Raw genomic sequence first — 24,841 nt, 5'->3', positions numbered from 1 at the left:
CCCATGGGAGTGGCGCAACACCGAAGACTGGCGACGCGTGGACTCCAGTCAGCTCACTGATCCTGTGCGAGAGCGCTTCGACCGCCTGTCCGCCGGCATCGCGTTCTATCTGGAAACCGGCCACCTCACACGCGCCGCACAGATCGCGCAGGTGTCTCGCAGTGTGTTGATTCGGCAGCTCAATCGGTGCGTGACGCTCGCCGACGACGGGCGTCTGTACGGCTGGGCAGGGTTGCTTCGCGGCGTGCGCACATGCGGCTATCACCGAAACAAATCACTCCCGAACCGCGCCGACAGCGGCGGACACGCGGGCGCATTCACGCAATTTCTCACCGAGCACCCTGAGATTCGAGACAAACTCGACGCGATCATTCTCGGCCGACGCATTTCTGGGGAGGTCGCCGAAGCTAGGGTATCGGCAAAAACCGCTTGGTCGCGGCTCTGCGGCTGGTGTTTCGATGCGGGCATCGACCAGCGGAGTTACCCCCTGAACACGAAAAGCCAAGGGCGCAGATCCGTGGCACGCTACGTCACTCAGCTTGTCCAGCGCTCACCGCACGGCGCCGTCGACGCCCGATTTGGCGAGAATGCCGCTTACAAACTACGCTTTGGTACCGCTCGTCGCTCACCGATTTGTGCGATGGCACCCTTTGACATTGCACAGTGTGATGCGCACAAAATTGATTGCATCGGCACGCTGGAGATTACCGGCCCGGTGGGTCCCCAGTTCGTGCCCATCGAGCGCCTATGGCTTATCGCCTATCTGGACAGCTACTCGAGGTCCATCTTGGGCTACTCGGTCGGCATTGCCACGCAGCTGTCCGCCCAAACCATAGAAGCGGCCTTCGTTGCTGCAAACGTCCCATGGCAGCCGATGGAAGCGTCTATATTGGGCGTCAAGTATGCCCAAGGCGCAGGATTTCCCTCCGGCCTCATTCCCGAATTGACCCAGTGCAGCCCTTGCGTGTTGAACCTGGACAATGCTGTGCAGCACTACAGCCACGTTATCGCGGAGCATCTGCGTCGTCGGCTCGGCTGCATCATCGCGTATGGGGGACTGGCCGATTGGGGACACAACGCGTTGCTTGAGCGTTGGTTCAAAACGTTGGAAACACGAGGCTTCCAACGCCTGCCGTCAACAACCGGGTCACATCCGGGCGACACACGTGCACGTGATCCGGTGCGTACCGCGAGCCGACTGGGGATTACGTACCAGCAACTGCTCTATCTCGCGGACGTACTGTGTGCCAACTACAACGCCACCCCTCATCGGGCGCTCGGAGGACAGTCACCACTAGAGGTGCTTCGTGCCTTCGCTCAACGTGGGTTCGATGGCCCCTTGCTGCCCGCCTTGCCCACGCCAGCGTGGAACGCGCCCGCGTTGGGTGTGGAGATCGTCACGCCCGTCGTACGTGGCTCGATACGGCAGGGCCGGCGACCCTATGTCGAATTCGGCGGCGCACGTTACAGCAACGAGAACCTGCAAACCGCGTGGCATTTAATCGGCAAGAGGATTGTGGTGCATGTGCCGCGGGATGCGCGCAATTGCGACGCCTATCTAAGCAATGGCTTTGCGCTTGGCGAATTGACAATACTGCACGCAGGGTGGGCGCGACATGCCCACACGCTGGAGATGCGCAGGACGATTCAGGCAAACGAGCACCGCTATGCGCCAGATGACGATCCCATGCAGGAAGTTGCGCGAGCGCTCGCCACACGCATCGAAGAACAATCACGCAAGCGTCCAACCAAGATATCTCGCGACGCGACCAAGCTTGCCAATCTGGCACGTGAGAGCGGCGTCAGCACCGACGCGACAGCAGCGCCGAAGCGACCTGTGCAAGTGCCACACATTCGCCCGCTGACACATCGACTCAAACCAGTGGTGTGGAAAGGGCGCTAGGAAAGAGATCATGAGAACGACGAAACCTCCGCAAGGCCCGCGAATGACTTTGCCCGAGCTTCTTCAGCTCCGAGACGAAAAGCTAAACGTGCATCCATTGATCAAGGACCAAGTCATTGCGCCGACGCCCGCGATCAAGGAAGCATTCGATATTGTGGAAGACGCCTTGATTCATTATGAATCAGGGGTATGCTTCGTTGCCGAATCACGGTTTGGCAAAACATTCGCCATCAACCTGATCGATACCACCGTCACACAGCATTTCGCCAATGTTCCACGGTTGCGCGTGAACGCGAAAGAGCACGACCATCCCACCGAGCGCGCCCTATACAGCGATCTCCTGCTGGATCTGGGCCATGGTAGCCCAAACACGGGGACCGCAATCGCACGCCGCATCCGCGTTTTTTCGCTGATGCTCGCCGCCGCACAGACGAATGCGAGCGACCGGATTCTGCTGTTTGTCGACGAAGCTCAGAACTGGAAAACGGCGGATTTCACGCACATGCGTGATTTGTCCAACGACTTGACGCGCCAGGGCATCTCCCTCGTGGTGGTGCTGTTCGGTCACCACCAGCTCCACACGCTGCGAACCGAGCTGCGCACAGCGAAACGAACCGACTTAATTGGCAGGTTTCTGCTCTCGCCCTATGCATTTCATGGCGTCCGTTCGGAACAGGATCTTCTTGTAACGCTGCAGTGCTATGACGATCCAGACATCTTTGAATTTCCGTCGCGCAGCGGGGTATGCATCTCCTCCTTCTTCCTACCGCGCGCCTACGATGCCGGCTGGCGCATACAGCGTGAGGCACCGGCATGCTGGGATGCTTTCGCCACCTTTGGCAACCACCGCACGGGCCACGACGCAGAAATCGGCATGAAATGGGTCGGAGGGGCCATTCGTGACTTCCTGTGCACCCACATGGACGACGATGGCAGAGATTTCCAGGCATCAAGAGACGCATGGATCCAGGCGGTACAACGCAGCGGCTTCGAGGCGACGCTCTCGCAAGATCCGGCGGGTCTATGAATCTCTTGATGACCTCACGCGGCGGCCAGGCAGCACACGGTGCGCTGCGAGACGGGTTGGCCTGGGCGCCAGCGTGGTTTGTCGTAGGTGAGAGCGCTTATGCGTGCTTGGGGAAGCTTGCGATTGCGAATGCCATGGGCGCCGCGGAACTGTGTGCCGGCGTATTCGGCAGACCGCTTGCCCCCAACGATTACTCTCGGCGCCATCCCCGCGAATTGCTGTGGGGGGAGTGGATGACGCAACGCAAGTCCGAAAGCGCCCTGATCCGGCAAATTCGTGACGGGGTGCTACAGTCCGAACCCGGTCGCTGGGCAAGCGGGCTCGCCAGCGACGAGGCGCTCAGATTTTGCCCGACCTGCCTGAGCCTCGGGTTTCATCATGCAGCCTGTCAAATTGAAGCGCTGGAGAAATGCCCGATCCATGGGGATACGCTACGCTCAAACTGTCCTCAGTGTGGCGCTCGCACGCCACGATATGCACTGACGCATGCCACTTTTGATGCACCGTTCAGTTGCCCGTCATGCGGTCATTGGTACGGCGCCGCTTGGGGCCCAACATCAACGGGAAACGCATTATCCGACATTGTTGTTGCAGAGACTGAATATGTGTCGTTGACACGCTGGCTAACGGAGCTCTCCGCGCTAAGCCTCACGTGGCCAAATCAATCCAATTGGTCTTGTTCATTCTCGGACGTTGAGCGAGAGCGAAGGATATCGGTATTTCACGCGCTCAATCACATCCGCGGGTCACGGACGCCCGCATCGCTTCTAGCGCCCTCAAGACAAATCGCCGTCATTGGCAGCTTGCGGTCTTCTGTCCCCTTGACCTTCAGTCAGGTCAACGTCCGCGAAAAACACATGGTGTCGTTGTTTCGTGCCTTTCGCCGCTGGCTGTGGAACTCGCTCGGGCTCGGTGGCGATGCATCAAATCGGAGCTACGTCACGCGATGGCTCGAACAACATGAAGATGGCGCAATGCTCGTCTCGCCTCCTGATGAGCCGCCTGAGCTCAGCGCCTATATTCTGTGGCGACAGCGATTCGAAAGAGCACGTGACGTACGCGCGCCTAAGCCACTGACGTCGTTGCGCAGTCGAATGGCTTCATGGCCGGTCGACGTTATCGTGACGATGGAAACATGGGTCGCATACTGTGCAATGAGCTTTCTGGCTGACTACGCCGTGTGCGTGCATTGGCAAAGCCAGATCAAAACACTGGATTCGCCAGGCCCCCGCAACCCTCGATGGATGGAGCTGCTCAATGAATTTCGCCCGAAACTCAATTCGGCAAATCCGCCGTGGCCGCGTCACTTGAACTACGCGTATGAATCGGATTCGCCCGGCATGGCGGCCCAGATCTGGACCTTCGTTTGCGCGGGCGAAGGCTATGACACATGGATTCATCTAGCATCGTGGCTTGTCGCCGCGATCCCGACGGTTGCCACACGCCTATCGAGGCACTTTGAATGCACAGACCGCGAGATCAGCGCACCACCGACGAGCGTGGAGGAACGAAATACCGCGTCCACTACCAAGCTGGATCGCCCGCAACGCCTAGCGCTTTTGCATCCGGGGCCCGAACTCGATGGTCATGATGGCACATTCCGCGCGCCGGAAGGTCCGTCGATACCGTTGCAAAATGACCTGCAGGCCATCAACGCGTGGTTGGATACATTTCGGGATCATCCCGCAGCCGCCACGAGTTACAAACGCGCCCTCGAAAAAATTGTAAATTGGGCTTACGTGCAACGTGGCAAGGCCATGAGTTCGCTTGACAGCAGTGATTTTGATGCATTTGAGGCCTTCCTGCTGGAGCCCAATCCACGGGCGTTGTGGATCATGGGCAACGGCACCGATGCACAATGGGCACCATTTCGTGGCCCACTCGCGCTATCGAGCATTCGCACGACAATGGTCACAGCCCGCCTATTCTACGAATGGTTAAGCAGCATTCAGTATGCCACGAACTGTCACGAAATCCGTCCGTATCAAACCGGGCCGCTGGCCCTTGCCAACCCGCTGATCGCAGGGAGCGTAAAGCAAATTCGCAGCGAGCCTATTGGTTCCTCTGCAATGGCCTATCTCTGGCAGGCGATTAAGAATGATGGCACGCCGGAAGGGTTGCGACGTGAACTCCTGATATCGCTTTGCTTTTACGGGACGCTAAGCCTGCCCGAAGCTCAAGCACTATCAGGCGCGGACCTCTCCATTCAGCCGCATGAAACTGTGCTCAAAGTTCGGCGCAGATTGCCCGATCGTCAGATCGTCTATGTGGTGCCGCCATTAGCCGAAATGCTGAGCCACTGGGTCGGTCTGATGGCCATCCAAACTTCGTCGGACGACTTGTGGACGGTTGAAGAAGCGCCTGCCAATCCCACGTCGGAACCCCTTCTTGGCACGGGTCTCGTGGGGATTCAACAGATCGCACGGCAGGCGTTCCGCGATGCGGCGTCATTGGCGACCGCAGTATCGGATGCTCACACAGCCGAGCAACTATTGCATGCAGGTGCCCGGCGATTGGCGAACACATTTTTGCAACAGGTCGAAGATGCTGGGGGAAACAACTGGGCACTCTTTGGCAAGCCTTACAGCATTCCATCCTCGACGTTGGCATACTTGGGACCTCGTGGCAGACTTCCCGCCGAAAGACTGCTAAAAGAACTCGCTAGAATTTCACACCTGTGGCGTTAGCCTTGCGACGGACGAGCGAGGCGTAAGGTTCGGAAATGCAGCGGGCAGGGGAGAGGGAGATAGATTCGAAACAAGTATGGGCTGGTATGCCCACATGAACATGTCACGCGGTCTTTGTGATTCGCCCGCAGACCTTCGGACGCCGATCATGCCAATTGCACCGCAAGAGCATTCCGCGACAATCGACGCCGTGCTTTTCGACGTCTACGGAACCCTCTGTAACGTCGGTCGGAGAAAGCACCCGTTCTTGAAGTTGGCGAAGCTGTCACCAGATCCGCGCGCAGCGCTTGAAATGGTGATGACGCGTCGCATGACGCTTGAGGATATGGCCAATCACGTCCATGCCGGCGCCGACATGTTGGCCTCACTCGAAAGGGACTTGCAGATCGAACTGGCGAGTATCAGGCTATTTCCCGATGCCGACAAAACCCTACGAGTCCTTGCAGCAAGGGGCGTCAAGATCGGGCTAGTGTCCAATTTGACGAGCCCGTACGCACAACCGGCACTCGATTGTTTGCCCATCACGTCCACGACCTGCATCTGGTCATTTGAATCCGGATGGCTCAAACCAGATTCTCGAATGTTCGAACGGGCATGCGACGAGCTTCGGGTTGACGTCCAGCACACCGTAATGGTGGGGGATTCGCTCGCCGGTGATTACGCAGGTGCCAATTCCGCAGGCATTCGGGCAGTTCTCATTGACCGATCTGCCTCTCGGCACCAAGGGATCACCAGCATTGGTTCGCTAGAGCTGCTGCTGCGGACCATCCACGCGCCAGGGAAACAGTAGGGAAACTCCAAATACCATTGATCGACGTAACAACAGCACCTGCCTAGATGGACACAAATTTGCCACGATTCTGCGAGTCACCGTTTGCAAGACAGAAAATTGCTGCGAATCCGCAAATTGGCTGAAGTCGCACATTTGTGTCCCAAAAACGGGTTTTGTTAACCTAATTTGTGTCCGCCGACTGTCCACAAACGGGTTTCGCTAGCCCACTTTGTGTTCGCTAATTTTCGTAATTTAACATAATGTACATTATGCGAATTACGGACAGCGTGCCGATACCGCGCGCTCGCCGGTCTTTTCGGTAAACTGCCGGTATTTACGGGACGGACCACCGCCCGCTGCTTACTTAGTCTGCTCATGTCAAATACCCACGAAGTCCGCCCCGGCCAGTCCATCGAGCTGCTCAAGGAACTCCACATCCTCACGCGCGACGGCAAGATGAACCAGGACAGCCGGCGCAAGCTCAAGCAGGTCTATCACCTGTTCCAGTTCATCGAGCCGCTGCTCCAGGAAATCAAGTCCGAGCGCGGTCGCGTAACGCTCGTCGATCACGGAGCCGGCAAGTCGTACCTGGGTTTCATCCTCTATGACCTGTTCTTCAAGGCACTCGCGGACGACTCACATATCTACGGCATCGAAACCCGTGAGGAACTGGTCAAAACCTCGCAAGCGCTCGCCGAGCGGTTGGGTTTCACGGGAATGTCGTTCCTGAACCTGTCCGTGGCGGACTCCATCACCTCGCCGGCACTGCCGCCGACGGTCGACGTCGTCACCGCGCTGCATGCCTGCAATACCGCCACCGACGACGCGATCCGTTTCGCGCTGGCCAAGCAAGCGCGTCATATTGTGCTCGTGCCCTGTTGCCAGGCCGAAATCGCGGGCGTGCTGCGCAAGAACAAAGGCAAACAACTGGCGGGCAATCCACTCACGGAAATCTGGCGCCACCCGCTGCATACGCGTGAATTCGGCAGCCAGATCACGAACGTGCTGCGCTGCCTCCAACTGGAGGCCCACGGCTACCACGTCAGCGTGACCGAACTGGTGGGCTGGGAACACTCAATGAAAAACGAGCTGATCATCGCGCAATACAAGAACCTGCCGCGCCGCCGCCCCGCCGAACGCCTGGACGAGGTGCTCGCATCGCTCGGGCTGGAAGAAATGCGCGAACGTTTCTTTACCTCGCCAGCACCAGTGTCAGCGGAGTAGTCCCTACGATCTGAGGTGCGCGAAGCGCGAACAACAACGCGCCACGCGCCCTCCTCTCAACGCGCCGGTCGAACGAACCCGGAGTGCCGGTTGACTTCGTAGCGCTGAACGACGACATCCTTCTCTGCCGTCACCACATCGGCAGTGATGGTGTCGGCATCTCGCTCGACCACCTTGCCGAGTTTGAGGCGCGCGTTGCCCATGCGCTTGAGCCACCCGTCCATGTTGTTTCGGACCTGATCAACGCTCAACTTGAGATCTTCACGCTGGGCCCCCGGCCCGCCCCCGCCCGCGGCGCCAGGCCCCCAGCACGGCCCGCAGCCGCCAGGGCCCTCCATCATGCCGCCCCGCCCCATCATGCCCGGCCCGTAGCCATAACCGCCGCCCATCATGCCCGGCCCATATCCCCGCCCGCACCCCCAGTCGTCATCCTTCGGTTGGGCAAGCGCCGGGATCGCAGTGATTATCAAAACCGCTGACGACGCGATCGATAACGCGCGCTTCATGGTTCTCTTTTCCATCTCATCAATCTCCTGAACCTAAATCCTGACAGCACCAACGCGTGTACAAACCGCGCGAATGCCGGGCCAATCGTGCATGTTCAGGGTAGGCGACGCCCCAAGGCGTGCCTTGAGGCAGGTCAAACCTTTGATCGCGTCGGCCGTGCCGCGCCAACGACGTCGGTGCGCATCAAGCGTTGCCGCCGGCCGGCAGCGCGGCACGCGCGCGTGTCGATGGACGCACGGCAAACGGCGCGCCCAATGCGATGACATCGCAAGCGGCTCCTTGACATCGATCAACACGCAAACGAGCGCCACCGGCCATTCTGGAAGCGAGACCGATATGGGGAGAATTGTGATGTCGAGAAGCGCCCGCGTTTCGCTGTTTGTGCCACTTTTCGCGTGGCTATGCATGATTGGCGTCGCGCTGGCCGCATCGACACCACAACCGGAATCGGAAAGTGGCGTCTCGTACATCACGGGCGGCATTGGCGAGGACGAAGTCCAGGTGTTTCGCGCCGCAGCGCCCCAGTACAACCTCCGGATGACGTTCACGTCGACGTCGGGAAGCTATCTCTCCGACGTCGATGTCACTATCACCGCAGGGGCCGGGCGACACGTCCTGGCGGTGCGAACCGAGGGACCGTTCCTCTTTGTCCGGATGCCGGCGGGCGACTATCGCGTCTCTGTGCACACCCCCGCCAGATCGGAATCCAGGAATATCCGTGTCCCCAAGCGCGGCGCCGTCGACCTCCATTTCTCCTGGGACGATCCAGACGCGCCAGCCGTGCTGCATCTCTGCAAGCAGTGCCCAAGACCCCATCGCCGGTGAGCCGCATTGCCACGCCGCGAGACGTCCAAGCGCCGACACGCATGTGCGCAACGCCATCCACATCCACATCCGCTTCCAGTGGATCCTGTGACATCGCCAGCGCACCCGAGGCCGCCCCGATCCGGCCGCCCGACGCCGAACACGGCCTATCGAGCGCCGAGGTGCTGGCCCAGCGCGCTCGGTTCGGCTGGAACGTCGTGGACTACGCGGCACGCCGCACCTGGTGGATCACGTTATGGGAAGTGCTGCGCGAGCCGATGTTCCTGCTGTTGCTCGCGGCAAGCGCCGTCTATCTCATTCTCGGAGATCGCGCCGAAGCGCTGACGCTGCTTGCCTTCGTCACGGCGATTGTCCTTCTCACCGTCTATCAGAGCCATCGCACCGCCCAGGTGCTCGACTCGCTTCGCGAACTGTCGGCACCGCGCGCCAAGGTGCTTCGCGACGGCAGCCGTCAACTGGTCTCCGCCTCGGAACTGGTCCCCGGCGACATCGTTTTCGTCGATGAAGGCAACCGCGTGCCCGCAGACGGCCTTGCCGTTGAACTCCACGAACTCAGTGTGGACGAGTCATTGCTGACGGGGGAATCCGTTGCCGTCAGCAAGGCCGTCACCCCGCTCGATGCCCGCTCCCGCCAATCGATCGACCAGGGCGAGGCCGCCGACAGCCAGCTATTTTTCGGGTCCATGGTGGTACAAGGGCAAGCCCGCATGGCCGTGACCGCCACCGGACCGAATACGACGCTCGGTCGCATCGGCAAGTCGCTGAGCGGCATCTCGGAAGCGCTCTCCCCGCTGCAAGTCGAGACGAGAACCTTCGTCAATCGCTTTGCCGCCGTCGCCATCGCAACAGTCGTTCTCCTCACGCTCACGTACCGTTGGCGCGTTGGCGAATGGCTTCCCGGCATACTCGCCGGGATTACGCTGGCGATGGGCCTCCTGCCCGAAGAGATTCCGGTCATCCTCACGGTGTTCTTCGCCTTGGGCGCACGCCGCATCGCCAAAGAGGGCGTGCTCACGCGCCGGATGAGCGCGATCGAGACACTCGGTCAAACGTCGGTGCTGTGCGTCGACAAGACGGGCACGCTGACCCAGAATCGCATGTCGGTGAGCGCGCTCGTCGCCCATGGCAGACGATTTGACGTGGATCCCTCGACCCCACGGATCGACACCGCCTTTCACGAGTTGATCGAGTACCTCGTGCTCGCCAGCGAAATCGAACCCATCGACCCGATGGAGCGGGCGTTCCACGAGACCGGACGCCTGGGCCTCGCGGGCACCGGACGTTTGCACACGGATTGGTCGTTGGTGCACGAGTACGCGCTGACGCCCGAGGTGCCCGCAATGTCCCACGCGTGGCGCACTCCGGAACCCACCCATCATTCGGTGGCCTGCAAGGGGGCACCGGAAGCCGTCTGTGCGCTTTGCCATCTGGACGAGACGGCAACCCAGGCGGTCCTGGATCAGGCGGCAGCCATGGCGTCGGGCGGATTGCGGGTGCTGGGCGTGGCGAAGGCCTCGCACTCGCGCCCCGAGTGGCCGAAGGATCAGCACGACTTCGCGTTCAAGTTCCTGGGGCTGGTCGGTCTGTCCGACCCGGTCCGGCCGGAAGTCGCACAGGCGATCGCGCAATGCCATGCCGCAGGCATTCGCGTGGTCATGGTGACCGGCGACTATCCGTCGACGGCGCAAGCGATCGCGACCGAGGTCGGTATCGACTGCCGACGGATCGTGACCGGGCAGGCCCTGGCGGCCATGACCGACGCCCAAGTGCGCGACGCGGTCAAGGACGTCGAGACCTTCGCCCGCATCCGCCCCGAGCAAAAGCTTCGCCTGGTGAATGCGCTGCGAGACAACGGCGAAGTGGTGGCGATGACGGGCGACGGGGTGAACGACGCACCGGCCCTGAAGGCGGCCCACATTGGCATTGCGATGGGATTGCGCGGCGCGGAAGTCGCTCGCGAAGTCTCCGCGCTGGTCCTGCTGCGCGACAACTTCGCCCCGATCGTGTCGGCCATCCGACTCGGGCGACGCATCTACGCCAATCTCGTTCTCGCGATCAGTTATACCATCGCGGTGCATGTTCCCATGGTCGCGGCAGCCGTGGTGCCGATTCTGGTCGGCTTGCCGCCCATGCTCGCGCCGGTCCACATCGTCTTCCTGCAACTCGTGATCGATCCGGTCTGCTCGATCGTATTCGAGAACGAACCGGAAGCCGCTCACCTGATGACGACCCCTCCCCGGCACGCCGGGGCACGACTCCTATCGTCCCGCGCCTTCCTGCAAGTGGCCTCCGTGGGCGCGCTGGCCGGCGTGCTGGTCCTCGGGGTCTACGCAGGACTGCTGCGCTATGTCAGCGCCGACGCCGACCCGATCCCCTTGGCCCGCACATTGGCATTCGAACTGCTGGTCGTGGTCAATGTCGCGCTGATCTTCGTGGTCCAGCGGGTACTGCGTACGAAGCGTCCCGATCGCGGACAGCCCCGAAACCCCTACCTCTGGTGGGTGTTGGGCCTGACCGGGGGCGCGCTGATACTGCTGATGTCCGTACCGCCCCTGGCACGACTGTTTGGACTTGTGGCACTGCTCACTCCCTGAACGCGAGCCAACGGCGAACCGAGAATACACCGATGCCGCGCATCCGGACGCGTGCCTGATACGTATGACTCAACACGCTCATCGTCGGTCAGCACGCCATGCCGAATCCTCGCCTTCTCATGCCGGACACAACGCGCCATTTCGCACCGAAGGTGCTATATTGCGCGGAACGTCAATGCTATGGCCCACACGAAGGCCACGTCCGCATGAACGACATGCCCAGAAGTGCCAATCGAGCACGTCCATCCCCCTCGCAGCGCCAGCACGACCCCAATGCCGACATGGCATGGCGCGACGCATTGAACCGAGCACTATCGGCCGTGGGGCAGGAAGACCGCGAAGCTTTTGCCGCCGTCTATCAGATGACATCGGCACGTTTGTTCGGCGTGATCCTGCGAATGGTGCGCGACAAGGCGGAAGCCGAGGACCTGCTTCAGGAAGTGTTCGTCAGCGTCTGGCGACGCGCCGGCGGCTTCGATCCCGAGCGCGGCAACGCCATGACATGGCTGATCACGTTGGCCCGCAACCGAACCATCGACCGACTGCGCGAGCACCGTGAGGCCGCCCTCGACGATGCCGATGCCCTTGCCATCCCATCGGATGACCCGTCGCCCGCCGCACTTGCCGAAGCGTCCGAGGAACGGCAACGCCTGGAGCAATGCCTGCAACGCCTCGAGCCGCAACAACGTGGCGTGGTGCGCGAGGCGTTCTTTACTGGCGCCTCGTACAGCGAACTCGCGGCGCGCCTTAGCGTGCCGCTTGGCACGATGAAAAGCTGGATTCGCCGCAGCCTAATGCAACTGAAAGTGTGCCTCGAGCAATGAATACGCCCGCCAACCAAGACGACGAGCTGCGTTGCGCCGAGTATGCCCTCGGCGTGCTGAGTGCCGCCGAACGGCGCGAACTCGAGCAGGCCGCCGACGCGAATCCGCTGATTCAGGCAACCCTGCACCAGTGGCAATCGCGCATCGCGCGACTGGCCGAAGACGTCGAGCCCATCGCCCCCCCGCCGCGCGTGTGGCAACGCATCCAGCGCGATCTTGGCGCCGTACCGGATGCCCCGCGCACGGCCCACCCGCGACCGGCCACCTGGTGGGACAACTTGCGCCTCTGGCGATGGGTGGGGCTCGGCGCAAGCCTCGCGGCGCTGGCGCTGCTTGCCGTGAACGTCGTGACGTTGATGCCCTCGCGCAGTCCGCCCGCCGTGACGGCCAATGCCTATATGGTGTCGACGATCGCCCGCCAGGATGGCGTCGCTCACTGGACCGCAACGGTCGACAGGCGCCGGTCGAGCATGGTCGTGGTACCGGTCGTGAAGCCCGTCATTGCCGCCGGCCGCGCCACCGAGCTGTGGCTGATCCCGCGGAACGCCAAACCCATTCCGCTAGGCGTATTTGCTTCGGATCAACCCGCGTCGATGACCCTGTCGCCGCAAATCCTCGCGCAGATGGACAGCAACGCCGTACTCGCGGTGTCCGTCGAACCGCCGGGCGGCTCCCCCACCGGCCAACCGACCGGCCCCGTGGTCGCGACCGGCGCCATCCGACCCGCCTGAGCGCCCTGGCGCGCCTCCGCTATCGTGTCATCTGAAGGGGTTGTCCGTACGTTGGACAACCCCTTCGTCGCTTTCCCGCAAGCCCGCTCCCCGCTTCGATTCCAAGATGTCGCCGGCGCGTGCATCCGGCAACGCGTGACGTTCGTATACAGCAGCATCGAGCCCCGAATCCCTATCTGGAGCCAGCATGCTGTTTGCTGTCGTCGTATCGTTCGCTGGAATGTGTGCTGCGTTGACGCTCGCCTGGTGCTACCAATGGCGCTCGCACAACGCCGGCATGGTCGACCCGGTTTGGGCCGCCGCGCTCGGCAGTGTGGCGATCGCGGCGGCAGGGCTCGGCACCGGCCACGCGATCAATCGCGCCTTCGTCGGCGTGGCCGGAGGCGTATGGGGCTTGCGCCTCGCAATGCATCTCTGGCGTCGCAACTACGGGCATCCGGAAGATGCGCGTTACCGGCAGTTTCGCGAACAGTGGGGCGAGCATGCCGGACGCAACATGTTCTGGTTCTTCCAGTTGCAGGGCGTGATCGCCATGCTGCTCGCGGCAGCATTCTTCGTGCCGGCATTCAACGCCCACGCGCCGGCGCCGTGGGCGCTGGCCGTCGCCGCACTCGTCTGGCTGGCCGCCGTCGCGGGCGAGGCGTCGGCCGACCGTCAACTGCGACGCTTCACCGCCGTCACCAGCCACCGTGGCCAAGTCTGCCAGGTCGGCTGGTGGCGGTACTCGCGGCATCCCAATTACTTCTTCGAGTGCCTGCACTGGTGTGCCTACCCGGTGATCGCATTTGGCGCGCCCTGGGCATGGACGACGTTGCTCGCGCCGCTGCTCATGGCGTGGCTACTGCTCAAAGTGTCGGGTATTCCGCTGCTTGAAGCGCATCTGATGCGCTCTCGCCCCGCCTACAAGACGTACATGCAAACCACCAGCGTGCTCATTCCCTGGCCACCCAGGAAGTCCGCGGAAACGCCGCTGCCATGAATCCGCGCATTGAAGTCAGGAGCCCATCGCGATGACCGCCTCCCTTACGCAACCCCCCGCCGCCCGAGCCGAAGCGCCCGACGAAACCGGATTGATCCGGCTTTGCGAGCGGGGCCTTGTGCCGGATATCCTTTTGCGCGCGGGCATGCGCATGCTGATGCGCCAGCGCCTGCGCGAAGCGCATGCGCACGATCCCGGGAAAAGCGTCGAATCGCTCGCCGCGTTCGTCAGTGAACTGCGCGCGAGTCCGATTGCCGTGGATACGCAGGCCGCCAACACGCAGCACTACGAGGTGCCAAGCGACTTCTTTGCCGAGCACCTGGGGCCCGCCGTCAAGTATTCGTGCTGCTATTACCCGAATGGCGACGAGACATTGGCCCAGGCCGAGCAGGCGATGCTGGCCCTCTACGCGCAGCGCGCCGACATCGCCGACGGTCAGCGGATTCTGGATCTTGGCTGCGGCTGGGGCTCGCTCTCGCTCTGGCTCGCCGCGCAATATCCCGGTACGCAGGTCGTCGGGCTGTCGAATTCTCACGGTCAACGCCGTTTCATCGAGTCGACGGCGGCGCGACGCGGGCTTCGGAATCTGCAGATCGTGACCGGCAATGTGGCGGAATTTGAGTTCGATGACGGCGTTCGCGGAGGATTCGATCGCATCCTGTCCATCGAAATGTTCGAGCACATGAAGAACTACGGCGCATTGCTCGGCAAGATCGCCCGCTGGCTGAACGACGATGGCACCCTGTTCGTCCATCTCTTCGCGCATCGTCATGTGGCCTACCCCTTCCAGAACAAGGATGGCAGCGACTGGATGTCGCGACACTTCTTCACCGGCGGCACCATGCCCAGCGCGGATCTGTTGCTGCACTTCCAGGACGACCTGCGCATCGTGAACCGCTGGTGGGTCGATGGTCGCCATTACGAGCGCACGGCCAACGACTGGCTGGCGGCCCTGGATGCGTCGCGTGCGACGACCCTGCCGATGCTCGAGGCCGGTTATGGCCCGCAGGCTGGCGTTCAGTTCCAGCGCTGGCGCATGTTCTATATGGCCGTAGCCGAACTGTTCGGCTACGCCCAGGGCCGCGAGTGGGGCGTGGGCCACTATCTGTTCGAAAAGCGGCGCCAACAGGTATGAGCCGCCGCCCCGCCGCCGCCATGACGTGGCGCGCCCTGCGTATCCGGCCGCGGCGGGCGCATTCGTGGGTGGCTCACCGCTTTTTCAAACGCGCATGCATCCGCGCGCGCTTGCGTTTCGTATAAGCAAAAAACTTCGACGAGACAAGCCAATGAATGCATCGACCGCCACCCTGCCTCCCGGACAACGTGTCGCCGTGGTGGGCGCGGGCATCGCCGGACTGGCCAGCGCCTATTTCCTCGCGCGCAAGCATCACGTGACAGTGTTCGAGGCGGGCGACTATGCCGGAGGACACACGAACACGGTCGATGTCACGCTCGACGGGCATTGTGCCCCGGTCGACACGGGCTTCCTGGTCTTCAACGATCGCACCTATCCCAACCTGATCGCGTTGTTCGACGAACTCGGCGTGAGCGCCATCGCGAGCGATATGTCGTTCTCGGTGTCGGTCGACGGCGGTGCGCTCGAATGGGCGGGCACGAACCTGAACACCGTATTTGCCCAACGTCGCAACCTCTATTCCCCGCGCTTTCTGGGGATGCTCCGCGACGTACTGCGCTTTAACGCGACGGCGGAGCAACACCTGCAAAGCGCGGTGCGCGAGCGCCAGTCCGTCGGCGACCTGCTGGTGGCGAACGGTTACGGACAACCGTTCCAGCACCACTATCTCTTGCCCATGGCCGCTGCGATCTGGTCAAGCCGGGCGGCCGACATTCTGCACTTTCCGGCGGCGACCTTTCTGCGCTTCTGCCTGAATCACGCGCTGCTGCAGATTCGGCATCGTCCGCAATGGAAAACCGTCGCCGGTGGTGGACGCGCCTACGTGCGCCGCATGTTGGCAACGCTTGACGATGTCCGGTTGCGAACGCCCGTACGGCGGGTGACGCGCGAGCGCGATGGCGTGACAATCGCCTTCGGCAACGGCGAATCGCAGCGCTTCGACGCCGTCGTGCTCGCCGGGCACGCCCCGGACAGCCTGCGGTTGCTGGGCGACGCCAACGCGTCCGAGCATCAGATTCTCGGTGCGGTGCGTTATCAACCGAACGCCGCGGTCCTGCACACGGATCCGAAGCTGCTGCCGCGCCGCCGTCGCGTCTGGTCCGCGTGGAATTACGTCAGTCAGGCAAACGCGGCCGCCGACACGCACCGTCCCGTGTGCGTGAGCTATCTGATCAACCAGCTCCAGGCCCTGCCCTTCACGTCCCCCGTGATTGTCACGCTCAACCCGAGCCATGAGCCAGCGCCCGACAAGGTGTTGGGACGCTATGCCTATGAACACCCCCTGCTCGATCTGGCGGCCGTGGACGCGCAATCGCGCTTGCCCGATATTCAAGGCCGCCAACGGACATGGTTCGCGGGCGCCTGGACCGGCTATGGCTTTCACGAGGACGGCCTGAAATCCGCGCTGCGGGTGGCCGGCGACTTTGGCGCGATGCCGACGTGGGCGCAACCATGAGCACGAAGGAGGTCACGGGCAACCCCTCGACACCGCCTGCCTGGCTGCTGCGCGGCCTCGTGACCCACGAACGGCTGCATCCGGTCCGGCATGCGTTCACTTACTCGATGTTTCAGATCGCCTGCGATGTCGGGCGTCTCGACGCCCTGCGCAGCCGATGGTTCGCGCTGGACCGGCGACGCCCACTCGCCTTGAAATCGGCCGACTACGGTCCCCGCGACGGCAGTGCGCTCCTGCCCTGGATGCGCGCACGTCTGGCGGAGGCGGGAATTCCCGCCGACGGCGCCGTCTGGCTGCAGACGATTCCACGCATGGCCGGCTACGCGTTCAATCCGGTGAGCTTCTGGTACTGCCATGACCGTCAGGGGAATTTGCGCGCCTTGTATGCGGATGTGCGCAACACCTTCGGTCAACACCACGGGTATCTGCTCAGTGCCGACGATCATGCGCCCATTCGTGGCGATACGCGGCTCGTCTGCCGCAAAGTCTTTCATGTCTCCCCGTTTTGCGACGTGCAGGGGCAATACGAGTTTCGCGTACGCCGCAAGGGCGCGATATGGTCAGTCGCCATCGACTACCGCGTCGGCGATGCGCTGCTGCTGCGCACGGCGATCGCCATGCGGGCCGAACCGTTCACGGGGCGGCGCGTTCTGTTCGCCGTGCTTTCGCAGCCCTTCAATGCGCTGAACGTCGTCATCAGAATTCACTGGCAAGCGCTGAGGCTCTGGCTCAAGCGCGTGCCGTTCTTCGGCAAGACGCCGCCAACGCTACGTGCAACGGCGCCGGAGCGCGCCGCTTCCGCCGACCGGGAGATTCGTCCATGATTCCGCTCCGCCTGCTTTCCGTGCGTCCGATCGCACCGATTTCTGCGCGCCTGTTTATCGCATTGCTGCGCCGGATTCACGCCGGACACCTGACGCTGATCTGTCCCGACGGCACCCTGCATGTGTTCGGCGACCCCCACAGTTCGCCAGGCGCAACGCTTCACCTGCGCGACTGGCGTGCCTGCCGCCGCATCATGCACGCCGGGGACATCGGCTTTGCAGACGCCTATCGCGCCGGCTGGGTCGACTCGCCCGATATGGTGGCGCTGCTCCGGCTCGCGATACGCAACCTCGCGTCGATCTCCAACACCGTCACGGGCTCGCGGATCGCACGAATCTGGTATCACCTGCGCCATCGCCTGCGCGGCAACACCAAGTCGGGCAGCCGTCGCAACATTCACGCGCATTACGATCTCGGCAATCGCTTCTACGAACTGTGGCTCGACGCCACGTGGACCTATTCCAGCGCCTGGTTCGAGGGCGATCGCCACCGTTCGCTTGCCGACGCCCAGGCCGCCAAGTATCAGCGGATCATCGATACGCTGGCGCTGCGTCCGGGCGAGCGGGTGCTGGAAGTGGGATGCGGATGGGGCGGATTTGCGCTGCACGCGGCCCGGCAAGGCATCGCAGTGCATGGCATCACCCTCTCGCCAGCGCAACTGACGCTCGCCAAAGCCCGCATCGACGCCGAGGGACTGAGCCACCTGGCGGACGTCTCGCTCACGGATTACCGTGACGTGCAAGGCCAGTTCGCCGCCATCGTCTCGATCGAGATGTTCGAAGCCGTGGGCGAAGCGTTTTGGCCGGCGTACTTCAGCATGCTCAAGTCGCGCTTGCGCCCCGGAGGCCGTGCGCTCATTCAATCGATCACCATCGACGACAGCGCCTTCGACGCCTATCGCTCGTCGAGCGACTTCATCCGCGAGTTCATCTTTCCGGGCGGCATGCTGCCAAGCGCGGAGCGATTTGTCGGCGCCTCGGAGGCATGCGGGATGACCGCCGTCGAGACACTACGCTTCGGTCTCGATTACGCCAGAACGTTGCAGCACTGGCGTACCGCCTTCGAAGCGCAGATCGACGCGGTGCGTGCGCAAGGCTTCGACGACACGTTCATTCGGTCGTGGCGGCTGTATCTCCAATATTGCGAGGCGGCGTTCGCTGAAGAGCGTATCGATGTGCGGCACTTCGTTGTGGCGCATGGGCGTTGATGCGCCGTGCGCGTTCGCGCGCGGTGGCCCGCGGACCTTGCCTTGACGCGATGTGCCGCGCCCTACTCGATGGTTCGCCGCCGGGCGCGGCGCGCGGCGTCGAGCTGGCGCTCCGCCTGACTCAAGAGTGCCGAGACATTGGCCGGCCCGCCGCTGGACACCGGCGTCGGCCCCAACGTCATCGGATCGCCGATGGCGATGCCGACGCTCGCTGTCAGCGGCACGACTTCGCCGTTCGGCAACGTCAACGCGGTGGCTTCGATACGCCCACACATCAGTTCCGCGAATTGCTGCGCGCGAGATGGGGCAAGCACACGGGCCACGATCGCGAACGCGTCCGCACCCAGCCGCGCCACCACATCCCCCGGCTGACACGTGTTGAGACACACCGCGCCGACACGGCGCAACACATCGTCGCCGACCCCGTGTCCCCAGGTCGCGTTGATCTGCGTGAAGTTGTCGATATCCAGCTTGATCAACGCCACCAACCCCGGCGACGGCATCGCACACAGCGCCTGGGCCTGCCGCTCGAACGCCCGCCAGTTCATCAGTTGCGTCAGCGGGTCCGTGTCCCCGCTCATTTCCAGCTCACTCTGCAACCGGGTGCGATCGCGCCGCAATTGCCTTAATTCAAGGGTGTTGAGCCTGAGTACGCGCAGCGCATCGAACACGGCCCGCACCTGCGGACGTTGCGTCGGCATGTCGTCAACCGGCACCGCCTCGTCGAGATTGTCCTGCGCCAGCGCCTGGACGAAGCGCGTTGCCGCCTCGAACGGTTGCACCACGCTGCGCCGGAAATTCCGCAGCGCAACGATCATCCCGAGCACCAGCGTAATCGCAGCGATCGCCGTGACCATCAGCCACTTGAGCGCGAGCGCGGCGCGGGCGTCGACCTTGCGCTGGGCCAGCGTCAGCATGTTGTCGCGGAAGTCGGTGATCGCGCTCATCGTCGGCACGTATTGGCGCGCAAACTCGGCCGTCGTTGGCGCGACCGGTTGGGGCTGACTGGCCAGCGTGCGTACCGTCGCCACATAATGCAGCCCCGCGCCAAAGTACTGGGTGTTCAGGGCGTCGAGCGTCTCGGGGCTGAGTTCAGGGGGATCGATCATGCGCGCGGCGATCATGTCGTGCAATTGCTCGACGCGCCCGAGCGTGCGTTCAATCGCGCGCTGATCGACCTCCGCGAGCGGCTTCCCGGTGGTGAGCGCCGCGGTGAAGCGTGAGCCGAGTTGTCCGGCAAACTCGCGCAGATCCGCCGCCAGTCGCGCCAGGACGACATAGTGAAGCGCGTCGGGCGCGCCTCGCGAAATCACGTCGATGCGCGACGATGCCACAGAGGTGAACTCGGGGATGACACGGATCATGCGATCGACGGCATCGCGCACGGCCGCGTCGCCGCGCATGTCGCGTGGACGTTGCACCAACAGGTCGACGTTCGCGCTGGCCGCCGCGAGATCCAGGCGCGCGCGCTCGACGATCCGCAAGCTGCCACCGCAGGCGTCGCACCGATCGGCCGAGAGCGCAGACAGCAGTTCCTGAAGTCGCGCGTTGGTGGCCTCGCGGGCATTGCGCAGCGCAATGACCGATGCGTCGGGAAGCGGGAGATCGGCACCCAGCACGGCATTGGCCGGCCCGCGCTCCGCCGACGCCTTCTCCATCGCGAGCAGCGTGGCACGCAAGGCCTCAAGCGCAAGGGACGCGTCGCTCGCGCGCTGGTACGTTCCCCAAGTCCAGGCGAGCAAACTACTGCAAAGGACGACGACAACGCAGACGACAGCGAGATTCAGCCACCGCAGGCGGCCGGTGAGCGAAACGGTAGAGAGAAACGTGCGCTTCATGGACGATGACACCGTCGGCCACACGGTTCAGGCTCCCACGCGGGCCGCGTCGGACACCGCCGTGACGGCGACAATCCACAGCGTGCCTCGGACACGTGACGCCCGGCACTTGGCGCCCACGCTTTGGCATTGCGACAACGCCGGCGGACGATAAACAAGCGGCCGAAATCGACGAGGCGACATTGTCGCACAACGATCTGGCGCCGCCCGCGCCCGCCCGGCGCCGTCACAGGTCGATCGCCACCTCGGTGCCCTGCTGGATCGCGCGTTTGGCGTCGAGTTCGGCCGCCACATCGGCCCCACCAATGACATGCACGCGTGCACCCGCCGCCCGAAGGCCCTCGGCGAGCTCGCGCAAAGGCTCCTGTCCGGTGCACAGCACTACGTTATCGACGGGCAGAACGTGCGGCGTGTCGTCGATGGTGACGTGCAAACCTTCGTCGTCGATCCGGCGATAGGTCACCCCGGGGATCATTTCCACGCCGCGATGCTTGAGCGCGGTGCGGTGAATCCATCCCGTGGTCTTGCCCAGTCCGTCGCCCACCTTCGAGGTCTTGCGCTGCATCAGATAGACCTTGCGAGGCGACGTCTGCGGCACTGGCGAGCGCAGGCCGCCGGCATGCGCGTAGGCCGGGTCGATGCCCCACTCCGCGTAGAACTTCGCCGGCACGAGCGTGGCACTCTCGCCGGCTTGCGTGAGGAACTCGGCCACGTCGAAGCCGATGCCACCTGCCCCGATCACGGCGACGGTCTTGCCGACCGATGCCCCGCCACGCAGCACATCGATGTAACTGAGCACCTTGGGGTGATCCAGTCCCTCGATAGCAGGCCGACGCGGCACGACCCCGGTGGCCAGCACGATGTCGTCGTACCCGCCGTCGACCAGCGACGCCACCGTCGCACGCGTGTGCAATTGCACCTTCACGCCCGTGGCATCCAGTTCATGACGGAAGTAGCGCAGGGTCTCGAAAAACTCCTCCTTGCCGGGAATCCGCTTGGCCATGTTGAATTGCCCGCCGATCTCGGCATCGGCTTCGATGAGCGTGACGTCGTGTCCCCGCCGCGCCGCGACGGTTGCCGCCGCCAGACCTGCGGGGCCCGCGCCGACGACGGCCACACGACGCGTGCGCCCGGCCGTCTCGATGCGCAGTTCCGTCTCATGACAAGCGCGCGGATTGACCAGGCACGAGGTGATCTTGCCGCTGAACGTGTGATCGAGACACGCCTGATTGCAGCCGATGCACGTGTTGATCGTCTCGGCGCGGCCGGCCGCCGCCTTGTTCACGAACTCGGGATCAGCCAGCAGCGGGCGCGCCATCGACACCATGTCCGCTTCGCCGTCGGCAAGAATGCGTTCGGCCACGTCCGGCATGTTGATGCGGTTGGTCGTGACGAGCGGAATGCCGACGTGCCCCTTGAGCTTGCCGGTGACCCATGCGAATGCGGCGCGCGGCACGCTCGTGGCAATCGTCGGGATGCGGGCTTCGTGCCAGCCGATCCCCGTATTGATCAGCGTCGCCCCGGCCGCCTCGACCGCGCGGGCCAGTTGCGCCACTTCCTCGAAGGTGGACCCGCCTTCGACCAGGTCGAGCATCGAGAGGCGGTAGATGATGATGAACTCGCGCCCCACGCGCTCACGCACGCGGCGCACGATCTCGACGGGGAAGCGGATCCGGTTCTCATAGCTGCCGCCCCAGGCGTCGGTGCGATGGTTGGTGCGGGCCGCAATGAATTCGTTGATGAGGTACCCCTCGGACCCCATGATTTCGACCCCGTCGTATCCGGCCTGCTGCGCGAGCGCGGCGCAGTTGACGAAGTCGCCGATGGTCGCCTCGACCTCGTCGCTCGTCAGTTCGCGCGGCTTGGCGGGCGTGATGGGCGCCTGCAATGCGCTGGGCGCGACCAGATCGGGATGGTACGCATAGCGCCCGAAATGAAGGATCTGCAAGGCGATCTTGCCCCCGGCCGCATGCACGGCCTGCGTCACGACACGGTGCTTCTCGGCCTCCTCCTCGGTGCTGAGCTTGGCGCCGCCCGCATAGGGCCGACCGGCGTCGTTCGGCGCGATGCCACCCGTCACCATCAACGCCACGCCGCCACGCGCCCGCTCCGCGTAAAACTCGGCCATGCGGGCAAAGCCATTGCGCGCCTCTTCGAGCCCGACATGCATCGAGCCCATCAGCACGCGGTTGCGCAACGTCGTAAAGCCCAGATCCAGGGGTTGCATCAGGTGGGGATAGCCGCTCATCGTTGTCTCACTTGTCATTCGGCGCGGGCCGCAGGTTTTGGCAGGGACTACCCGGCAAGCACATGACGCGTCGTTCGCGCGTCTTTGGTCTTTGGTTTATGCAACCGGTTGCATAGTTCGAGGGCGATTTTAAGGGGCCGTCGCCCACTATGCAACTGGTTGCATAGTCTAAATAGAGTCCCTACACTGCCGGACATGCCGCTTGCCCACGCCCTGATGACCTCGTTGCTGGAGAAATCGTCCTCCGGATACGACCTTGCTCGCCGTTTCGACAAGTCGATCGGCTTTTTCTGGCATGCCAGCCATCAACAAATCTACCGCGAACTGGCGCGTATGGAGGCGTCAGGCTGGATCGATTCGATGGCCGCGCCAGATGGCGGGCGCACGCGCAAGCGGGTCTACCGCGTGCTCGACGCCGGGCGCGACGAATTGCTCAACTGGGCGGCCACCCCCACGGCCCCCGCCGATCTGCGCGACGATCTGATGGTACGACTGCGTGCCGATGCCGCCATCGGGCCGCTCGGCCTGCAGCCGGAATTGCAGCGGCGCGCAGCGCTCCACGCCCTGAAACTCGCCGCCTACCAGGCCATCGAAGCGCGCGACTTTCCCCCGGACGAGGCGCTAACGCGCGCCGCCACACTGCAACGGCACATTCTGTTACTTGGCGTGCGGTACGAGCAAGGCTGGCTCGACTGGACGCGCGAGGCGCTGGCCCTGCTGGAAAAATGGGATGGCGTGGCGCCCGCCGATGCGCCTTCCGCCTGACAAGACGCGGCGTGAGCCTACGAGCTTGGGGAGCGGATAAGTTTTATCGGACTGCGGCATCCCGCCGCTTCGTGCCACGTTTCGCCCAATGTCGCACCCCGTCTCCCCACTTCGTCCGCCGTTATCCCGTCCTGCCGTGTTTCGTCCCGTCTCGTCCCATTTTTCTGTCAACGCGCCGGGCACGTGGCGCGTTTAACGAAGGAATCGACGCATGGCTTACCGGCCCTGCGTTACTGTCCTATGCCCCACCTCAGGCTCTCATGGCGTTCTCTTTCAAGTTTTCCCGGCTGAGCGGCCGTGCCCACACCCTGGCGACGCTTTCGGTCATGGTCGCCGCGATGCTCCCGCTCTCGCCCGCGCATGCCGGCACCGTCATCGTGCTCGATTCCGGCGCAGCCCAGCTTTCCCTCATCGATCAGGCGTCGCACAAAGTCGTCGGCACCATGCCGACGGGCAAGGAGCCGCATCACCTGATGATCACCCCCGACAAGCGTTCGTTGATCGTCGCGAATTCGGTCTCGAATAGCCTGATGTTCCTCGATCCGAACACCGGCAAGCTGCAACGTCAGATCGCGGACATCGAAGACCCGTATCAGCTCGCGTTCTCGCCCGACCGTAAATGGTTCGTCACGACGGCACTGCGCCTTGACCGTCTCGACGTGTATCACTATGACGGCCAGAACTTCTCGATCGCCAAGCGCATTCCGCTGGCCAAGACACCCAGCCATATGACCTTCACATCGGACAGCAAGACCGTGTTCGTGACGGTGCAGGACACGGGCGAGCTGGCCGCCATCGACCTTGCGACGCAAACGGTGAAGTGGCGCATGGCGCTTGGCAAGACGCCTGCGGGGCTCTGGATGACACCGGGCGACAGGTACCTGCTCGTCGGCATGACGGGGGAAGACGATGTGGCCGTGGTCGACTGGCGCACGCAGAAGATCGTCAAACGCATTCCGACGGGACGCGGCGCCCACAACTTCCGCTCGCTCGCCGATGGCCGTCACATCGCCGTGAGCAACCGTGTCGAGAGCACGATCAGCATTCTCGATTACGAGTCGCTGACCAAGGTGGGCGATATCACCGGCCTGATGCCAGGGCCGGACGATATGGAATTGTCCGCCGACAAGCGTTATCTTTGGGTGACATTCCGGTTTGCGCGTCATGTGGGGGTGATCGACCTGACGACACGCAAACTCATCGACCGAATTGCCGTCAATCGGTCGCCGCATGGTATTTTCTTTGCTGATCGCGCGCCCGTACTTTCGCCGAATCCGGACTGACGAGACCCCAG

19 protein-coding genes are annotated in these 24,841 nt (G+C 63.1%); 16 read left to right on the top strand and 3 right to left on the bottom strand.

The window, feature by feature from the left end; genetic code table 11:
* The first annotated feature begins 37 nt into the window (after positions 1–37).
* The 5 genes from PCE31106_RS15670 to PCE31106_RS15650 all read left to right on the top strand — a co-directional run bounded on the left by PCE31106_RS15670 (position 38) and on the right by PCE31106_RS15650 (position 7,613).
* Positions 38–1,903 carry a hypothetical protein gene (locus tag PCE31106_RS15670; protein ID WP_174975218.1) on the top strand — a complete coding sequence of 622 codons (1,866 nt, stop codon included), beginning with the start codon at positions 38–40 and terminating at the stop codon, positions 1,901–1,903.
* Positions 1,904–1,913: 10 nt separating this feature from the next.
* Positions 1,914–2,930: an ATP-binding protein gene (locus PCE31106_RS15665; protein ID WP_150563905.1), complete on the top strand. Its 1,017-nt coding sequence runs from the start codon at positions 1,914–1,916 to the stop codon at positions 2,928–2,930.
* A gap of 821 nt (positions 2,931–3,751) precedes the next feature.
* Complete coding sequence (locus PCE31106_RS15660) at positions 3,752–5,617, top strand: site-specific integrase (protein WP_150563904.1); 1,866 nt, start codon at positions 3,752–3,754, stop codon at positions 5,615–5,617.
* A gap of 76 nt (positions 5,618–5,693) precedes the next feature.
* Positions 5,694–6,407: an HAD family hydrolase gene (locus tag PCE31106_RS15655; RefSeq protein ID WP_017234397.1), complete on the top strand. Its 714-nt coding sequence runs from the start codon at positions 5,694–5,696 to the stop codon at positions 6,405–6,407.
* 357 nt (positions 6,408–6,764) lie between these two features.
* Positions 6,765–7,613: a class I SAM-dependent methyltransferase gene (locus PCE31106_RS15650; protein WP_150563903.1), complete on the top strand. Its 849-nt coding sequence runs from the start codon at positions 6,765–6,767 to the stop codon at positions 7,611–7,613.
* A gap of 56 nt (positions 7,614–7,669) precedes the next feature.
* On the opposite strand, the gene PCE31106_RS15645 is transcribed toward PCE31106_RS15650, so the two are convergent.
* Positions 7,670–8,134, bottom strand: coding sequence for a hypothetical protein (locus PCE31106_RS15645; protein WP_150563902.1), 465 nt, complete (start codon positions 8,132–8,134; stop codon positions 7,670–7,672).
* Between the two features lie 265 nt (positions 8,135–8,399).
* Here PCE31106_RS15645 and PCE31106_RS15640 point away from each other — a divergent pair, with 265 nt between their 5' ends.
* The 9 genes from PCE31106_RS15640 (at position 8,400) to PCE31106_RS15600 (ending at position 18,696) form a co-directional block, all read left to right on the top strand.
* Positions 8,400–8,945 carry a carboxypeptidase-like regulatory domain-containing protein gene (locus tag PCE31106_RS15640; RefSeq protein WP_254441085.1) on the top strand — a complete coding sequence of 182 codons (546 nt, stop codon included), beginning with the start codon at positions 8,400–8,402 and terminating at the stop codon, positions 8,943–8,945.
* A 41-nt stretch (positions 8,946–8,986) separates the two neighbouring features.
* A complete protein-coding gene (locus PCE31106_RS15635; RefSeq protein ID WP_437343823.1) occupies positions 8,987–11,539 on the top strand; it encodes a cation-translocating P-type ATPase in 2,553 nt (850 codons plus the stop codon).
* Between the two features lie 206 nt (positions 11,540–11,745).
* Positions 11,746–12,363 carry a sigma-70 family RNA polymerase sigma factor gene (locus PCE31106_RS15630; protein ID WP_150563901.1) on the top strand — a complete coding sequence of 206 codons (618 nt, stop codon included), beginning with the start codon at positions 11,746–11,748 and terminating at the stop codon, positions 12,361–12,363.
* On the top strand, positions 12,360–13,094 hold the full coding sequence (locus PCE31106_RS15625; protein ID WP_150563900.1) for an anti-sigma factor: 735 nt from the start codon (positions 12,360–12,362) through the stop codon (positions 13,092–13,094). The genes PCE31106_RS15630 and PCE31106_RS15625 overlap by 4 nt, the downstream gene beginning before the upstream one ends.
* 187 nt (positions 13,095–13,281) lie before the next feature.
* A complete protein-coding gene (locus tag PCE31106_RS15620) occupies positions 13,282–14,073 on the top strand; it encodes a DUF1295 domain-containing protein (RefSeq protein WP_017234376.1) in 792 nt (263 codons plus the stop codon).
* A gap of 31 nt (positions 14,074–14,104) precedes the next feature.
* Positions 14,105–15,208 (top strand): SAM-dependent methyltransferase, encoded by a 1,104-nt coding sequence (locus PCE31106_RS15615; RefSeq protein ID WP_150563899.1) that lies wholly within the window; start codon positions 14,105–14,107, stop codon positions 15,206–15,208.
* Positions 15,209–15,359: 151 nt separating this feature from the next.
* Positions 15,360–16,664 (top strand): NAD(P)/FAD-dependent oxidoreductase, encoded by a 1,305-nt coding sequence (locus tag PCE31106_RS15610; RefSeq protein ID WP_150563898.1) that lies wholly within the window; start codon positions 15,360–15,362, stop codon positions 16,662–16,664.
* Positions 16,661–17,488, top strand: a complete 828-nt coding sequence (locus tag PCE31106_RS15605; RefSeq protein WP_150563897.1) for a DUF1365 domain-containing protein — start codon at positions 16,661–16,663, stop codon at positions 17,486–17,488. Before PCE31106_RS15610 ends, PCE31106_RS15605 begins: the two co-directional genes overlap by 4 nt.
* Positions 17,485–18,696 (top strand): SAM-dependent methyltransferase, encoded by a 1,212-nt coding sequence (locus PCE31106_RS15600; protein ID WP_150563896.1) that lies wholly within the window; start codon positions 17,485–17,487, stop codon positions 18,694–18,696. Before PCE31106_RS15605 ends, PCE31106_RS15600 begins: the two co-directional genes overlap by 4 nt.
* A gap of 62 nt (positions 18,697–18,758) precedes the next feature.
* On the opposite strand, the gene PCE31106_RS15595 is transcribed toward PCE31106_RS15600, so the two are convergent.
* A complete protein-coding gene (locus PCE31106_RS15595; RefSeq protein WP_150563895.1) occupies positions 18,759–20,534 on the bottom strand; it encodes a GGDEF domain-containing protein in 1,776 nt (591 codons plus the stop codon).
* Between the two features lie 226 nt (positions 20,535–20,760).
* Positions 20,761–22,782, bottom strand: a complete 2,022-nt coding sequence (locus tag PCE31106_RS15590) for an NADPH-dependent 2,4-dienoyl-CoA reductase (protein WP_150563894.1) — start codon at positions 22,780–22,782, stop codon at positions 20,761–20,763.
* Between the two features lie 195 nt (positions 22,783–22,977).
* On the opposite strand from PCE31106_RS15590, the gene PCE31106_RS15585 reads away from it, so the two are divergent.
* Both PCE31106_RS15585 and PCE31106_RS15580 read left to right on the top strand, forming a co-directional pair.
* On the top strand, positions 22,978–23,547 hold the full coding sequence (locus tag PCE31106_RS15585) for a PadR family transcriptional regulator (RefSeq protein ID WP_150563893.1): 570 nt from the start codon (positions 22,978–22,980) through the stop codon (positions 23,545–23,547).
* Between the two features lie 326 nt (positions 23,548–23,873).
* The gene (locus PCE31106_RS15580; RefSeq protein ID WP_254441091.1) at positions 23,874–24,830 is read left to right on the top strand and encodes a YVTN family beta-propeller repeat protein; all 957 of its coding nucleotides are present in this window, start codon (positions 23,874–23,876) and stop codon (positions 24,828–24,830) included.
* The last annotated feature ends 11 nt before the right edge of the window (positions 24,831–24,841 follow it).

This window comes from Pandoraea cepalis, from assembly GCF_902459665.1.
Classification (GTDB): Bacteria; Pseudomonadota; Gammaproteobacteria; order Burkholderiales; family Burkholderiaceae; genus Pandoraea; species Pandoraea cepalis.
This window is presented reverse-complemented; position numbering and strand designations above follow the sequence as displayed.

What these genes read in the sequence shown, in the direction of transcription:
- PCE31106_RS15630 (WP_150563901.1), top strand. Translation starts at nt 11,746, where the DNA reads ATGAACGACATGCCCAGAAGTGCCAATCGAGCACGTCCATCCCCCTCG.
- PCE31106_RS15635 (WP_437343823.1), top strand. Translation starts at nt 8,987, where the DNA reads ATGTGCGCAACGCCATCCACATCCACATCCGCTTCCAGTGGATCCTGT.
- PCE31106_RS15615 (WP_150563899.1), top strand. Translation starts at nt 14,105, where the DNA reads ATGACCGCCTCCCTTACGCAACCCCCCGCCGCCCGAGCCGAAGCGCCC.
- PCE31106_RS15595 (WP_150563895.1), bottom strand. Translation starts at nt 20,534, where the DNA reads ATGAAGCGCACGTTTCTCTCTACCGTTTCGCTCACCGGCCGCCTGCGG.
- PCE31106_RS15590 (WP_150563894.1), bottom strand. Translation starts at nt 22,782, where the DNA reads ATGAGCGGCTATCCCCACCTGATGCAACCCCTGGATCTGGGCTTTACG.
- PCE31106_RS15625 (WP_150563900.1), top strand. Translation starts at nt 12,360, where the DNA reads ATGAATACGCCCGCCAACCAAGACGACGAGCTGCGTTGCGCCGAGTAT.
- PCE31106_RS15665 (WP_150563905.1), top strand. Translation starts at nt 1,914, where the DNA reads ATGAGAACGACGAAACCTCCGCAAGGCCCGCGAATGACTTTGCCCGAG.
- PCE31106_RS15580 (WP_254441091.1), top strand. Translation starts at nt 23,874, where the DNA reads ATGGTCGCCGCGATGCTCCCGCTCTCGCCCGCGCATGCCGGCACCGTC.
- PCE31106_RS15645 (WP_150563902.1), bottom strand. Translation starts at nt 8,134, where the DNA reads ATGGAAAAGAGAACCATGAAGCGCGCGTTATCGATCGCGTCGTCAGCG.
- PCE31106_RS15600 (WP_150563896.1), top strand. Translation starts at nt 17,485, where the DNA reads ATGATTCCGCTCCGCCTGCTTTCCGTGCGTCCGATCGCACCGATTTCT.
- PCE31106_RS15605 (WP_150563897.1), top strand. Translation starts at nt 16,661, where the DNA reads ATGAGCACGAAGGAGGTCACGGGCAACCCCTCGACACCGCCTGCCTGG.
- PCE31106_RS15610 (WP_150563898.1), top strand. Translation starts at nt 15,360, where the DNA reads ATGAATGCATCGACCGCCACCCTGCCTCCCGGACAACGTGTCGCCGTG.
- PCE31106_RS15585 (WP_150563893.1), top strand. Translation starts at nt 22,978, where the DNA reads ATGCCGCTTGCCCACGCCCTGATGACCTCGTTGCTGGAGAAATCGTCC.
- PCE31106_RS15655 (WP_017234397.1), top strand. Translation starts at nt 5,694, where the DNA reads ATGGGCTGGTATGCCCACATGAACATGTCACGCGGTCTTTGTGATTCG.
- PCE31106_RS15650 (WP_150563903.1), top strand. Translation starts at nt 6,765, where the DNA reads ATGTCAAATACCCACGAAGTCCGCCCCGGCCAGTCCATCGAGCTGCTC.
- PCE31106_RS15620 (WP_017234376.1), top strand. Translation starts at nt 13,282, where the DNA reads ATGCTGTTTGCTGTCGTCGTATCGTTCGCTGGAATGTGTGCTGCGTTG.